The 13,309-nt window shown below is 57.8% G+C and carries 15 protein-coding genes; 14 read left to right on the top strand and 1 reads right to left on the bottom strand.

From position 1 onward, the window contains the following. Positions 1-80: 80 nt before the first annotated feature. Positions 81-815 carry a phosphoadenosine phosphosulfate reductase gene (cysH, locus tag VPX56_RS17885; RefSeq protein ID WP_063146470.1) on the top strand — a complete coding sequence of 245 codons (735 nt, stop codon included), beginning with the start codon at positions 81-83 and terminating at the stop codon, positions 813-815. 161 nt (positions 816-976) lie between these two features. Here cysH and VPX56_RS17880 read toward each other — a convergent pair whose 3' ends face one another. Then, positions 977-2,020 (bottom strand): aminopeptidase, encoded by a 1,044-nt coding sequence (locus tag VPX56_RS17880; protein WP_263610310.1) that lies wholly within the window; start codon positions 2,018-2,020, stop codon positions 977-979. Positions 2,021-2,267: 247 nt separating this feature from the next. Between VPX56_RS17880 and cysG the strand changes: the two genes are divergently transcribed. The 13 genes from cysG to rpoS all read left to right on the top strand — a co-directional run bounded on the left by cysG (position 2,268) and on the right by rpoS (position 13,261). Next, on the top strand, positions 2,268-3,617 hold the full coding sequence (cysG, locus tag VPX56_RS17875; protein ID WP_326472101.1) for a siroheme synthase CysG: 1,350 nt from the start codon (positions 2,268-2,270) through the stop codon (positions 3,615-3,617). Between the two features lie 9 nt (positions 3,618-3,626). Next, positions 3,627-4,535, top strand: coding sequence for a sulfate adenylyltransferase subunit CysD (gene cysD / locus VPX56_RS17870; protein ID WP_131633713.1), 909 nt, complete (start codon positions 3,627-3,629; stop codon positions 4,533-4,535). A gap of 9 nt (positions 4,536-4,544) precedes the next feature. Further along, positions 4,545-5,969: a sulfate adenylyltransferase subunit CysN gene (gene cysN, locus VPX56_RS17865; protein ID WP_326468052.1), complete on the top strand. Its 1,425-nt coding sequence runs from the start codon at positions 4,545-4,547 to the stop codon at positions 5,967-5,969. Next, complete coding sequence (gene cysC, locus VPX56_RS17860) at positions 5,969-6,574, top strand: adenylyl-sulfate kinase (RefSeq protein WP_326468050.1); 606 nt, start codon at positions 5,969-5,971, stop codon at positions 6,572-6,574. The genes cysN and cysC overlap by 1 nt, the downstream gene beginning before the upstream one ends. A 58-nt stretch (positions 6,575-6,632) precedes the next feature. Further along, positions 6,633-6,959 carry a DUF3561 family protein gene (locus VPX56_RS17855; RefSeq protein WP_131633716.1) on the top strand — a complete coding sequence of 109 codons (327 nt, stop codon included), beginning with the start codon at positions 6,633-6,635 and terminating at the stop codon, positions 6,957-6,959. A 79-nt stretch (positions 6,960-7,038) separates the two neighbouring features. Further along, on the top strand, positions 7,039-7,350 hold the full coding sequence (gene ftsB, locus VPX56_RS17850; protein ID WP_003862095.1) for a cell division protein FtsB: 312 nt from the start codon (positions 7,039-7,041) through the stop codon (positions 7,348-7,350). Positions 7,351-7,369: 19 nt separating this feature from the next. Next, the gene (ispD, locus tag VPX56_RS17845; protein ID WP_131633717.1) at positions 7,370-8,080 is read left to right on the top strand and encodes a 2-C-methyl-D-erythritol 4-phosphate cytidylyltransferase; all 711 of its coding nucleotides are present in this window, start codon (positions 7,370-7,372) and stop codon (positions 8,078-8,080) included. Continuing rightward, positions 8,080-8,559, top strand: coding sequence for a 2-C-methyl-D-erythritol 2,4-cyclodiphosphate synthase (ispF, locus tag VPX56_RS17840; protein WP_131633718.1), 480 nt, complete (start codon positions 8,080-8,082; stop codon positions 8,557-8,559). Before ispD ends, ispF begins: the two co-directional genes overlap by 1 nt. Next, positions 8,556-9,605, top strand: coding sequence for a tRNA pseudouridine(13) synthase TruD (gene truD, locus VPX56_RS17835; RefSeq protein WP_131633719.1), 1,050 nt, complete (start codon positions 8,556-8,558; stop codon positions 9,603-9,605). Before ispF ends, truD begins: the two co-directional genes overlap by 4 nt. After that, positions 9,586-10,347: a 5'/3'-nucleotidase SurE gene (gene surE, locus VPX56_RS17830; protein ID WP_131633720.1), complete on the top strand. Its 762-nt coding sequence runs from the start codon at positions 9,586-9,588 to the stop codon at positions 10,345-10,347. The genes truD and surE overlap by 20 nt, the downstream gene beginning before the upstream one ends. After that, positions 10,341-10,967 (top strand): protein-L-isoaspartate(D-aspartate) O-methyltransferase, encoded by a 627-nt coding sequence (locus VPX56_RS17825; protein WP_131633721.1) that lies wholly within the window; start codon positions 10,341-10,343, stop codon positions 10,965-10,967. The genes surE and VPX56_RS17825 overlap by 7 nt, the downstream gene beginning before the upstream one ends. 116 nt (positions 10,968-11,083) lie before the next feature. Then, on the top strand, positions 11,084-12,208 hold the full coding sequence (gene nlpD, locus VPX56_RS17820; protein WP_131633722.1) for a murein hydrolase activator NlpD: 1,125 nt from the start codon (positions 11,084-11,086) through the stop codon (positions 12,206-12,208). 60 nt (positions 12,209-12,268) lie between these two features. Beyond that, positions 12,269-13,261: an RNA polymerase sigma factor RpoS gene (gene rpoS, locus VPX56_RS17815; protein WP_013098493.1), complete on the top strand. Its 993-nt coding sequence runs from the start codon at positions 12,269-12,271 to the stop codon at positions 13,259-13,261. Positions 13,262-13,309 lie beyond the last annotated feature (48 nt).

The raw sequence follows: 13,309 nt of genomic DNA, 5'->3' as shown, positions 1-13,309 counted from the left end.
CGCTTCGCTTACCGGGCCTACGGGTTTTGTAGGCCGGGCAAACGCAGTGCCGCCCGGCAAAACAGGCAAACGAGGTTCTTATGTCCGTACTCGATCTAAACGCCCTAAATGACCTGCCCAAAGTTGAACGCATTCTGGCGCTGGCAGAAACCAACGCCCAGCTGGAAAAGCTGGACGCCGAAGGGCGCGTGGCCTGGGCGCTGGAAAACCTGCCCGGAGACTACGTGCTCTCGTCGAGCTTTGGCATTCAGGCGGCGGTCAGCCTGCATCTGGTGAATCAGATCCGCCCGGACATTCCGGTGATCCTTACCGATACCGGCTATCTGTTCCCGGAAACCTACCAGTTTATCGACGAGCTGACGGACAAGCTCAAGCTGAACCTGAAAGTCTACCGCGCGACGGAAAGTGCGGCCTGGCAGGAGGCGCGCTACGGCAAGCTGTGGGAGCAGGGCGTTGAGGGCATTGAGAAATACAATGAGATCAACAAAGTCGAGCCGATGAACCGCGCGCTGAAAGAGCTGAATGCGCAGACCTGGTTTGCGGGCCTGCGCCGCGAGCAGTCGGGAAGCCGCGCTACGCTACCGGTGCTGGCGGTTCAGCGCGGCGTGTTCAAGGTGCTGCCGATTATCGACTGGGATAACCGTACGGTGTACCAGTACCTGCAAAAACACGGGCTGAAGTACCATCCGCTGTGGGATCAGGGCTATCTGTCGGTTGGCGATACCCACACCACGCGCAAATGGGAGCCGGGAATGGCGGAAGAAGAGACGCGATTCTTTGGGCTGAAGCGCGAGTGCGGGCTGCACGAAGGGTAAATCCTTCCTGCCCCTCACCCCGGCCCTCTCCCCAAAGGGGCGAGGGGGAAAAGACGGCTCCGTGCGATCCCCTCTCTCCAAAGGGGCGAGGGGGAAAAGACGGCTCCGTGCGATCCCCTCTCCCCTATGGGGAGAGGGTTAGGGTGAGGGGAAATAATACCTCAGGCTTTCCCCGCTTTCGCCAGCTCCTTCACCAGCGGCAGCATCACCTTCACGACGTCCCGACTGCGGTGCTCAATCCGCTGCGGCAGCGCGCTATCAATGTGCTGCTGATTATCCAGCCTGACGTCATGCCAGCTTGTCCCGTCCGGGAAGGCTTTTGATTTGGCACGCTGCTGGTAGCCGTCTTTTTTGCCCAGCCCCCAGTTGGTGGCCTCGACGTACAGCACGGGAATGCCCGCTTTATCGAAAACTTCCCCGTCGTTGCAGCAGCCGGTTCCTTTTGGATAATCCGGATTGCCGCCCGGGTTGGTGGTGGCATAAACGCCATGGCTGCGCGCGATGGCCAGCGCCCGGTCGCGCGTCAGTTTACGTACGCTGCTCGGCGTACTCTGCCCGCTGTTAAAATAAAGCTTATCGCCGACGATCAGGTTATCGAGATTAATCACCAGCAGCGTATTTTTCTTCTCTTCATTACTCATGCGCTTAAGGAGATTCTCAGCGCCGAGCGTGCCTTCTTCTTCACCGCTGGTGGCAATAAAGCGAATTCCATACTTCGTCGGGATATTCTTCAGACGTTCGGCCAGTTCGAGCATAACGCCCAGACCCGCTGCGTTATCGTCCATGCCCTGCAGCGTCAGTCCACCGAGATTATTATCGGTATCAGCGTCGCTCATCGGAGCATAGGTATCGAGGTGCGCCATAATGATGATCTGCTCATCGGCCTTGCCTTCGTGCGCCGCAATGACCGTACTGCCCGTCACGTTATGCCAGTTTTTCGTTTTATTACGTGAGGTATAGATATAGCGGCTGTGGAACGAGCGGATATCGCTCTGATAGCCCATATCCGCAAACTGCTGGCGAATATAGTCGGCGGAAAGCATCTCGGCTGGGGTGCCGGTCATGCGTCCAGGAAAGACGGTGGCAATGTGTCGCGCCTGCAGAGTGGCGATTTCACCATACGCCTGGTTTTTTGCCTGGGCCGGAAGAATAAAGCAAACGCCGAGCGCCAGGGCAGCAATACGGTGGCGCATTGCGGAAAACATAGTGAGTCCTTAAAAAATAGAGCAAAATTTTAACCCGCTTAGTATGAAACTGTGATCGTGCATACACAATTTGAATTGCGCTTAAATGCCCGAAATTTAGCGTGTTAAGCACTTTTTGATATTTGCTTTTGCAATGCGTTATTCCATTGAGTAACTACTCATTCCAATTCGTAATTTCATTCGATCTAAGCCGCCCCCTATAGTCCCCTTATTCCTCGTTGTTAGTGAGTTGTTGCTTGTGGACTATCTGCCCTTATTTGCCGCGATTAAAGACAGGCCGGTGCTGGTTGTTGGCACGGGTGAGATCGCCGATCGCAAAATCGCGTTCCTCCACCGTGCCGGTGCGCAGGTGCGGGTAGTCGACGAGGCGGATTTCGACGAGTCGCAAATCGACAGCGTGGTGCTGGTGATTGCCGCAACCGAAAACCGCGAGCTGAACCGCCGGGTTTCCGACGCGGCGCAGGCTCGCTATCGTCTGGTTAACGTCGTTGACGACCAGCCTTTGTGCTCGTTTATTTTCCCGTCGATTGTTGACCGCTCGCCGCTGCTGGTGGCGATCTCCTCCGGCGGCACCGCACCGGTGCTGGCGCGCGTGCTGCGTGAAAAAATCGAAGCGCTGCTGCCGACCAGCCTCGGGCGCATGGCGGAAAAAGCCAGCTACTGGCGCAACCACCTGAAAACGCGCCTGACCAGCGTGACGGAACGCCGTCGCTTCTGGGAGCGCGTGTTTCGCGGCCGCTTTGCCAGCCTGATGCATGCCGGCAATGAGACGGCGGCGCAGAAAATTCTCGAGGACGAACTGGATAACCCCGGCAGCAGCGGCGGGGAGATCATTCTGGTGGGGGCAGGGCCGGGCGATGCCGGGCTGCTGACGCTGCGTGGCCTGCAGGTGCTTCAGGATGCGGACGTCGTTTTCTACGACCATCTGGTCACCGACGGCGTGCGCGAGCTGATCCGTCGCGACGCGGAGCAAATCTGCGTCGGCAAACGGGCGGGCGAGCACTCTGTGCCGCAGCACGACACTAATCAGATGCTGATTGACGCGGCGAAGGCAGGCAAAACCGTGGTGCGCCTCAAAGGGGGCGACCCGTTTATCTTTGGCCGCGGCGGTGAAGAGCTGCAGGCCGCAGCCGAAGCGGGCGTCCCGTTCCAGGTGGTGCCCGGCATTACGGCGGCCTCTGCGGTCACGGCCTACGCCGGTATTCCGCTGACCCATCGCGATTACGCCCAGAGCGTGACCTTTGTGACCGGCCACTACAAAGCCGACAGCGCGCCGTTCGACTGGTCGCATCTCGCTCAGAGCCGCCAGACGCTGGCGATTTACATGGGCACGATGAAGGCGGCGGACATCAGCGAACAGCTTATTCAGCACGGCCGCGAGGCAACGACGCCCGTGGCCGTCATTTCTCGCGGCACGCGTGTCGATCAGCACGTTGCTATCGGCGAGCTTCATGAACTTGCAACTCTGGCGAAAGACGCCCCGATGCCCGCCCTGATCGTGGTGGGGGAAGTGGTGCAGCTGCACGGTACGCTCGCCTGGTTTCAGAACACAACCGATACAGAAGGCTTCGGTTCTTCTGTCGTAAATTTGGCTTAAGGAACGGTTATGGACCAAAAACGTCTTACTCACCTGCGGCAGCTCGAAGCGGAAAGTATCCATATTATCCGCGAAGTGGCCGCCGAGTTTTCTAACCCGGTGATGATGTACTCCATCGGTAAAGATTCCAGCGTCATGCTGCATCTGGCGCGTAAAGCGTTTTATCCGGGCACGCTGCCGTTCCCGCTGCTGCACGTGGATACCGGCTGGAAGTTCCGCGAAATGTACGAATTCCGCGACCGTACCGCGAAAGCCTACGGCTGCGAGCTGCTGGTGCATAAAAACCCGGAAGGGGTGGCGATGGGCATTAACCCGTTCGTGCACGGCAGCGCCAAGCATACCGACATCATGAAAACCGAAGGGCTGAAGCAGGCGCTGAATAAATACGGTTTTGATGCGGCCTTCGGCGGCGCGCGCCGCGATGAAGAGAAATCCCGCGCCAAAGAGCGTATCTACTCCTTCCGCGACCGCTTCCACCGCTGGGACCCGAAAAACCAGCGCCCGGAGCTGTGGCACAACTACAACGGCCAGATTAACAAAGGCGAAAGCATTCGCGTCTTCCCGCTCTCTAACTGGACCGAGCTGGATATCTGGCAGTATATCTATCTGGAAAATATTGAGATCGTTCCGCTGTACCTGGCCGCCGAGCGCCCGGTGCTGGAGCGCGACGGCATGCTGATGATGATCGACGACGATCGCATCGACCTGCAGCCGGGTGAAGAGATCAAACAACAGATGGTCCGTTTCCGTACCCTCGGCTGCTGGCCGCTGACCGGCGCGGTGGAATCCAACGCGCAGACGCTGCCGGAGATCATCGAAGAGATGCTGGTGTCGACCACCAGCGAGCGACAGGGCCGCATGATCGACCGCGACCAGGCAGGCTCCATGGAGCTGAAGAAACGTCAGGGTTATTTCTAAGGAGCCGCCATGAACACCACTATTGCTCAACAAATCGCTAATGAAGGCGGCGTAGAAGCCTACCTGCACGCCCAGCAGCACAAAAGCCTGCTGCGCTTTCTGACCTGCGGCAGCGTCGACGACGGGAAAAGCACCCTGATTGGCCGCCTGCTGCACGACACGCGCCAGATTTATGAAGACCAGCTTTCATCCCTGCATAACGACAGCAAGCGTCACGGCACCCAGGGCGAAAAGCTCGACCTGGCGCTGCTGGTGGACGGCCTGCAGGCGGAGCGCGAGCAGGGCATCACCATTGACGTGGCCTACCGCTACTTCTCTACCGAGAAGCGCAAATTTATTATCGCCGACACCCCGGGGCACGAGCAGTACACCCGCAACATGGCGACCGGCGCGTCCACCTGCGATCTGGCGATCCTGCTGATCGACGCCCGTAAAGGCGTGCTGGATCAGACCCGTCGTCACAGCTTTATCTCCACGCTGCTGGGGATCAAACACCTTGTGGTGGCGGTGAACAAAATGGATCTCGTCGACTACAGCGAAGAGACCTTCAACCGTATTCGTGAAGAGTATCTGACCTTTGCCGGGCAGCTGCCGGGCAATCTCGATATCCGCTTTGTGCCGCTGTCCGCGCTGGAGGGCGATAACGTCGCTTCCCAGAGCGCGAACATACCGTGGTACAGCGGCCCGACGCTGCTGGAGGTGCTGGAAACCGTTGAGATCCAGCGCGTGGTTGACACCCAGCCGATGCGCTTCCCGGTGCAGTACGTTAACCGTCCTAACCTCGATTTTCGCGGTTTCTCCGGCACCATTGCCTCTGGCTCGGTGAAGGTTGGGCAGCGCGTAAAAGTGCTGCCATCCGGCGTGGAATCGGCCATCGCCCGTATCGTGACCTTCGACGGCGATCTGCCGGAAGCGGGGGCCGGTGAAGCGGTCACGCTGGTCCTGAAAGATGAGATTGATATCAGCCGGGGCGACCTGCTGGTCGACGCGCAGGAAACGCTGGCCGCGGTGCAGGGCGCCGCGGTGGACGTGGTGTGGATGGCCGAACAGCCGCTGACGGCAGGCCAGAGCTACGACATCAAAATTGCGGGCAAGAAAACCCGCGCCCGCGTGGACGGCATTCAGTTCCAGGTGGACATCAACAACCTGACCCAGCGTGAGGTGAGCGAGCTGCCGCTGAACGGCATCGGTCTGGTCGATCTGACCTTCGACGAACCGCTGGTGCTGGATCAGTACCAGCAGAACCCGGTTACGGGCGGGCTTATCTTCATTGACAGACTGACCAACGTCACCGTGGGGGCCGGCATGGTGCGCGAGCCTAACGAACAGGCTGCCGCGACGTCTGAATTCAGCGCCTTTGAGCTTGAGCTGAACGCGCTGGTGCGTAAGCACTTCCCGCACTGGGGCGCACGCGATCTGCTGGGAGGCAAGTAATGGCCGCCCATGATGAGAACGTCGTCTGGCATCCTCATCCGGTCACCGTCGCCCAGCGCGAGCAGCTCCACGGTCACCGTGGGGTTGTGCTGTGGTTTACCGGGCTGTCCGGCTCCGGTAAATCCACGGTGGCAGGCGCGCTGGAAGAGGCGCTGCATCAGCAGGGCGTGAGCACATACCTGCTGGATGGCGACAACGTGCGTCACGGCCTGTGCAGCGACTTAGGCTTTAGCGATGAAGACCGCAAAGAGAACATCCGCCGGGTAGGTGAAGTCGCCAGCCTGATGGCTGACGCCGGGCTGGTGGTGCTGACGGCGTTTATCTCACCGCATCGCGCCGAGCGCCAGATGGTGCGCGAGCGCGTGGGCCACGGCCGCTTTATCGAAGTGTTTGTGGATACGCCGCTGGAGATTTGCGAAGCGCGCGATCCGAAAGGGCTGTACAAGAAAGCCCGGGCGGGTGAACTGCGCAACTTCACTGGGATTGATTCGGTTTACGAAGCGCCTGAATCGCCAGAGATTCACCTGGAGGGTCAACAATTGGTAACAAATTTAGTAAGCCAATTATTAGACCTGCTCAGACGGGACGATATTATCAGATCCTGAGACGGTATCGTTCGGGAGCTGTCTTCCCGAACGATGAGTCACGGTCACAGGATTAGCTATGCGCAACAGTGAAAACTACATTATCAACACCGGGTCGGAGCCGTTAGCGACCGACGACGAAACGACCTGGTCATTTCCTGGGGCCATCGTCGGCTTTATTTCGTGGCTGCTGGCGTTGGGCATTCCGTTTCTCATCTACGGCGGCAACACGCTGTTCTTCTTCCTCTACACCTGGCCTTTCTTCCTGGCGCTGATGCCCGTGGCGGTTGTCGTCGGCATTGCCCTGCACTCCCTGTTCAATGGCCGGCTCCTGTACAGTACCGTTATCACTATCGCTACCGTTGTTATCATATTTGGACTGCTGTTTTTGTGGCTGATGGGTTAACTTGCGACATAATTAAAACCCCGGAGTAGAGTCCAGCGGAAAGTTATGGGATGATGAAGCCGTTTTTTCAGGGGGCAGGATGGGTAAACTAACGCTGCTGTTGCTGGCTTTGCTGGTCTGGCTGCAATATTCGCTGTGGTTCGGCAAGAACGGACTGCACGACTATAGCCGGGTGAGCGATGACGTCGCGGCTCAGCAGGCAACAAACGCCAAACTTAAGGCGCGAAACGATCAACTCTTTGCTGAAATTGATGACCTCAATGGCGGGCAAGAGGCGATTGAGGAACGCGCACGCAATGAACTCAGTATGACTAAGCCGGGCGAAACCTTTTATCGTCTGGTTCCGGATGCGTCTAAACGCAATCAGGGCTCAGCACAAAACAATCGATAATCAGGCCCAGGATTACGACATGGCAGTAACTTTTTCGGACGTATGCGCCGTGGTGCCGGCCGCAGGTTTTGGCCGGCGCATGCAGACAGAATGTCCCAAGCAGTACCTCTCAATTGGCGATAAAACGATCCTTGAGCACGCCGTAGCGGCGCTGCTGGCGCATCCGCGCGTGACGCATGTTGTTATCGCCATCAGCCCGGGCGATGCGCGCTTCGCGCAGCTGCCGCTGGCGAACCACCCGCAGATTACCGTTGTTGACGGCGGTGCCGAGCGCGCCGACTCCGTCCTTGCTGGCATTCAGGCCGCCGGAAACGTGCAGTGGGTGCTGGTGCATGACGCCGCGCGCCCGTGCCTGCATCAGGACGACCTTGCGCGCCTGCTTGCGCTGAGTGAGACAAGCAGGGTCGGCGGCCTTCTTGCCGCGCCGGTGCGCGACACCATGAAGCGCGCCGAGCCGGGCAGACAGGCCATTGCCCACACCGTTGAGCGCGTCGACCTCTGGCACGCGCTGACGCCACAGTTTTTCCCCCGCGAACTCCTCCACGACTGCCTGACGCGAGCGCTGAAAGAAGGTGCGACCATCACGGACGAAGCCTCGGCGCTGGAGTATTGCGGCTATCACCCTGAGCTTGTTGAAGGACGCGCTGATAATATAAAAGTGACGCGCCCGGAAGATTTACGGCTCGCGGAATTTTATCTTACCCGTTCGACCCATCAGGAGAAGGCATAATGCGAATTGGACACGGTTTTGATGTACACGCCTTTGGCGGAGAAGGCCCAATTATCATTGGCGGCGTACGCGTTCCTTACGAAAAGGGGCTGCTGGCGCATTCTGATGGCGACGTGGCGCTGCATGCGCTGACCGACGCGCTGCTCGGCGCTGCCGCGCTGGGCGACATCGGCAAGCTGTTCCCGGATACCGATCCGGCCTTTAAGGGGGCTGACAGCCGCGAGCTGCTCCGCGAAGCCTGGCGCCGCATTCAGGCCAAAGGCTACACCCTGGGCAACGTGGATGTAACGATCATCGCGCAGGCACCGAAAATGCTGCCCCACATTCCGCAGATGCGCGTGTTTATCGCTGAAGATCTGGGCTGCCACATGGATGACGTCAACGTCAAAGCCACCACCACCGAGAAGCTGGGCTTCACGGGCCGTGGCGAAGGCATTGCCTGCGAAGCCGTGGCGCTGCTGGTGAAGGCGGCACAATGACGCATTTCGACGATCTGACGTACCTGCACGGTAAACCACACGGGAATGGCCTGCTGAAAGCCAGCCCGGAAGATTTCGTGGTGGTAGAGGATTTAGGCTTTGAGCCGGACGGTGAAGGTGAGCACATTCTGATCCGCATTCTGAAAAACGGCTGCAACACGCGGTTTGTCGCCGACGCGCTGGCAAAATTCCTCAAAATTCACGCCCGCGACGTCAGCTTCGCCGGGCAAAAAGACAAACACGCCGTTACCGAGCAGTGGATTTGCGCCCGCGTGCCGGGCAATGCGATGCCTGATTTAAGCAAATTTGAGCTTGAAGGCTGTAAGGTGCTGGAGTACGCCCGCCACAAGCGCAAGCTGCGCCTTGGCGCGTTGAAGGGTAACGCCTTTACCCTGGTGCTGCGTGAAGTGACCGATCGCGATGACGTGGAAAAGCGTTTAAACGCCATCAGCGAACGGGGCGTACCGAACTACTTCGGCGCACAGCGCTTTGGCATTGGCGGCAGCAACCTGCAGGGCGCCCTGCGCTGGGCGCAAAGCGATGCGCCGGTACGCGACAGGAATAAACGCAGTTTTTGGTTGTCGGCGGCACGCAGCGCGTTGTTTAATCAGATTGTGAGCGAACGACTGAAAAAAACGGACGCGAATCAAGTTGTTGTCGGCGATGCGCTACAATTAGCGGGACGCGGAAGCTGGTTTGTGGCATCGGCAGAAGAAATGGCCGACGTCCAGTCGCGCGTGGACGCCAAAACCCTGATGATTACCGCCGCGTTGCCCGGTACGGGCGACTGGGGACCGCAGGGTGAGGCGCTGGCCGCCGAGCAGGCCGCCGTGGCGGATGCGCCAGAATTGCAATCATTGCTGGTGCGGGAAAAAGTCGAAGCAGCACGCCGCGCGATGCTGCTCTACCCGCAACAGCTTAGCTGGAACTGGTGGGATGACGTGACCGTCGAGTTACGCTTCTGGCTGCCGGCAGGTAGCTTTGCCACCAGTGTTGTCAGGGAACTTATCAACACGTCGGGTGATTATGCGAATATTGCTGAGTAACGATGACGGGATCCATGCGCCAGGCATTCAGACGCTGGCGAAACACCTTCGCGAATTTGCGGAAGTGCAGGTCGTGGCGCCCGATCGTAACCGCAGTGGAGCGTCTAACTCGTTGACGCTCGAGTCGTCGCTTCGCACCTTTACCTTTGATAACGGTGATATCGCCGTGCAGATGGGCACGCCGACCGACTGCGTGTTCCTCGGCGTGAACGCGCTGATGCGTCCGCGTCCGGATATCGTGGTTTCCGGTATCAATGCCGGACCGAATCTTGGCGATGACGTAATCTACTCCGGCACCGTGGCCGCCGCGATGGAAGGACGTCATCTTGGCTTCCCGGCGCTGGCGGTATCGCTCAACGGCCACAAGCATTACGATACGGCGGCGGCCGTCACCTGCTCCCTTCTTCGTGCGCTGGGCCGTGAACCGCTGCGAACCGGCCGCATCCTCAACATTAACGTCCCCGATCTGCCGCTCGATGAAATCAAAGGTATTCGGGTAACGCGCTGCGGTAGCCGACACCCTGCCGATCAGGTGATCCCGCAGGAGGACCCGCGCGGTAATACGCTCTACTGGATTGGTCCTCCGGGCGAAAAATGTGATGCCGGGCCGGATACCGACTTTGCCGCCGTGGACGAAGGGTACGTTTCCGTTACGCCTTTACACGTGGATTTAACCGCTTACAGCGCGCATGATGTGGTGTCGGGCTGGCTGGATCGTGTCGGGGTGAACACGCAATGGTAAGCAAACGTGTACAAACTCTTCTGGAACAACTGCGCGCTCAGGGAATCACCAACGAGCCTGTGCTGAATGCACTTGCTCAGGTTCCCCGTGAGAAGTTTGTAGATGAGGCGTTTGAACACAAAGCGTGGGAAAACGTGGCGTTGCCGATTGGACAGGGGCAGACGATTTCGCAGCCCTACATGGTTGCACGCATGACGGAGTTACTGGAGTTAACGCCGGGTTCTCGCGTGCTGGAGATTGGCACCGGATCCGGGTATCAAACCGCGATCCTTGCGCATCTGGTTCAGCATGTCTGTTCGGTTGAGCGCATCAAAGGCTTACAGTGGCAGGCGCGCCGTCGCCTGAAACAACTTGATTTACATAATGTTTCGACACGTCACGGTGATGGATGGCAGGGTTGGCAGGCCCGCGCCCCGTTTGATGCCATTATCGTCACGGCCGCGCCGCCTGAGATACCGGCAGCGCTCTTATCGCAGCTGGATGAAGGCGGCATTCTCGTCCTGCCCGTGGGTGATGAACATCAGCTGTTGAAGCGCGTTCGTCGACGTGGCGGAGAGTTTATTATCGATACCGTAGAAGCCGTGCGCTTTGTGCCTCTGGTTAAGGGAGAGCTGGCCTGAGACTCGGAATTTTCCAGGGTTATTAAGGCAAATTCAGCGTATGGTGTGGCGCGATAGGTTCGTGCCATCACGGTTATTTTTAAGTCACTGGTAGTTAACACATTCCTGGGGGATACATGAGCGCGGGAAGCCCTAAATTCACCATCAGCCGTGTTGCGGCATTATCACTGGTTTCGCTTTGGCTGGCGGGTTGTACGAGTTCTAACAATGCGCCTGCGCCCGTCAGTTCCGTTGGCGGAAACAGCGGCTCGGGCAATACGTCCAGTGGAATGCTGATTACGCCGCCGTCGACAATGGGTTCCACGACGGCGCAGCAAGTTCCGCCGATCCAGCCTGTTCAGCAGCCGATATCGCAGCCAACTCAGATTCAGCCAGTGCAACAACCTGTTCAGACGCAAAATGGCCGCATAGTCTATAACCGTCAGTATGGGAACATTCCGAAAGGAAGCTATACGGGCGGCAGCACCTATACCGTTAAACGCGGTGATACGTTGTTCTATATTGCCTGGATCACCGGGAACGATTTCCGCGATCTGGCTCAGCGCAATAACGTCCAGGCCCCGTATGGACTGGAAGTGGGGCAAACACTCCAGGTTGGCAATGCGACAGGCGCGCCGCTAACGCCTGGCAACACCGTTTCTGCAGCCGACGTGTCGGCGCAAAATAACAGCGTTATGCCTGCACAAAAATCCAGCACGGTGGTTGCTTCACAACCTGTAATTACGTATTCTGAGGATTCAGGTGATCAGAGTGCTAACAAAATGTTGCCGAATAATAAAGGTACTGCGACGACAGTCACAGCACCGGTTACGGCTCCTGTGGTTAGCTCTACCCAACCGACTGCCAGCAGTACGTCTACCAGTTCGCCTATCTCTGCATGGCGCTGGCCAACTGACGGCAAGGTTATCGAAAACTTCTCTTCCACCGAGGGTGGAAATAAAGGGATCGATATCGCAGGAAGTAAGGGACAGGCTATCATCGCGACCGCAGACGGGCGCGTTGTGTATGCCGGTAACGCGCTGCGCGGTTACGGTAATCTTATTATCATAAAACATAACGATGATTATCTGAGTGCCTACGCCCATAACGACACAATGCTGGTCCGGGAACAACAAGAAGTTAAGGCGGGGCAAAAAATAGCTACCATGGGTAGCACCGGCACCAGTTCTACACGCTTGCATTTTGAAATTCGTTACAAGGGGAAATCCGTAAACCCGCTGCAGTATTTGCCGCAGCGATAATTTGACGGGGCATGCCAGCCAGGGTGTCTCGTTCAGGGATCACGGGTAGGAGCCACCTTTATGAGTCAGAATACGCTGAAAGTTCATGATTTAAATGAAGACGCGGAATTTGATGAGAACGGAGCAGAGGCTTTTGACGAAAAAGCCTTAGTAGAAGAGGAACCCAGTGATAACGATTTGGCTGAAGAAGAGCTGTTATCGCAGGGCGCCACACAGCGTGTACTGGACGCGACTCAGCTTTACCTTGGGGAGATTGGTTACTCCCCACTGCTAACGGCCGAAGAAGAAGTCTATTTCGCACGTCGTGCTTTGCGTGGTGATGTTGCCTCGCGCCGTCGCATGATTGAAAGTAACCTGCGACTGGTCGTGAAAATTGCTCGCCGTTACGGCAATCGTGGTCTGGCTCTGCTGGATCTGATTGAAGAGGGCAACCTGGGCCTCATCCGCGCAGTTGAGAAGTTTGACCCGGAACGCGGGTTCCGTTTCTCAACCTACGCGACCTGGTGGATTCGTCAGACCATCGAACGGGCTATTATGAACCAAACCCGTACGATTCGACTGCCGATCCACATCGTCAAAGAGTTGAATGTCTATCTCCGTACCGCGCGCGAGTTGTCCCATAAGCTGGACCACGAGCCAAGTGCAGAAGAGATTGCCGAACAGCTCGACAAACCGGTTGATGACGTGAGCCGTATGCTGCGTCTCAACGAGCGCATTACCTCGGTTGACACCCCGCTGGGTGGCGACTCCGAAAAAGCGCTGCTGGACATCCTGGCCGATGAAAAAGACAACGGCCCGGAAGACACCACGCAGGACGATGACATGAAACAGAGCATCGTCAAATGGCTGTTCGAACTGAACGCCAAACAGCGTGAAGTGCTGGCACGTCGTTTCGGTTTACTGGGGTACGAAGCTGCAACACTGGAAGACGTCGGCCGTGAAATTGGCCTGACTCGTGAACGTGTTCGTCAGATTCAGGTTGAAGGTCTGCGTCGCCTGCGTGAAATCCTGCAGGGGCAAGGTCTGAATATCGAAGCGCTGTTCCGCGAATAAGCAACCTTTCGTCAAAAAAGGCCCGTCGTGAGACGGGCCTTTTTCTTT

It is taken from the genome of Enterobacter wuhouensis, assembly GCF_035835995.1.
Lineage (GTDB): Bacteria > Pseudomonadota > Gammaproteobacteria > Enterobacterales > Enterobacteriaceae > Enterobacter > Enterobacter wuhouensis.
Note: the sequence above shows the minus strand (reverse complement) of the source record. Positions and strands in the feature narration are given on the sequence as shown.

Coding starts and splice junctions, on each gene's coding strand:
- cysH (WP_063146470.1), top strand. CDS start 81: ATGTCCGTACTCGATCTAAACGCCCTAAATGACCTGCCCAAAGTTGAA.
- VPX56_RS17880 (WP_263610310.1), bottom strand. CDS start 2,020: ATGTTTTCCGCAATGCGCCACCGTATTGCTGCCCTGGCGCTCGGCGTT.
- cysD (WP_131633713.1), top strand. CDS start 3,627: ATGGACCAAAAACGTCTTACTCACCTGCGGCAGCTCGAAGCGGAAAGT.
- cysN (WP_326468052.1), top strand. CDS start 4,545: ATGAACACCACTATTGCTCAACAAATCGCTAATGAAGGCGGCGTAGAA.
- cysC (WP_326468050.1), top strand. CDS start 5,969: ATGGCCGCCCATGATGAGAACGTCGTCTGGCATCCTCATCCGGTCACC.
- VPX56_RS17855 (WP_131633716.1), top strand. CDS start 6,633: ATGCGCAACAGTGAAAACTACATTATCAACACCGGGTCGGAGCCGTTA.
- ftsB (WP_003862095.1), top strand. CDS start 7,039: ATGGGTAAACTAACGCTGCTGTTGCTGGCTTTGCTGGTCTGGCTGCAA.
- ispD (WP_131633717.1), top strand. CDS start 7,370: ATGGCAGTAACTTTTTCGGACGTATGCGCCGTGGTGCCGGCCGCAGGT.
- ispF (WP_131633718.1), top strand. CDS start 8,080: ATGCGAATTGGACACGGTTTTGATGTACACGCCTTTGGCGGAGAAGGC.
- truD (WP_131633719.1), top strand. CDS start 8,556: ATGACGCATTTCGACGATCTGACGTACCTGCACGGTAAACCACACGGG.
- surE (WP_131633720.1), top strand. CDS start 9,586: ATGCGAATATTGCTGAGTAACGATGACGGGATCCATGCGCCAGGCATT.
- VPX56_RS17825 (WP_131633721.1), top strand. CDS start 10,341: ATGGTAAGCAAACGTGTACAAACTCTTCTGGAACAACTGCGCGCTCAG.
- nlpD (WP_131633722.1), top strand. CDS start 11,084: ATGAGCGCGGGAAGCCCTAAATTCACCATCAGCCGTGTTGCGGCATTA.
- rpoS (WP_013098493.1), top strand. CDS start 12,269: ATGAGTCAGAATACGCTGAAAGTTCATGATTTAAATGAAGACGCGGAA.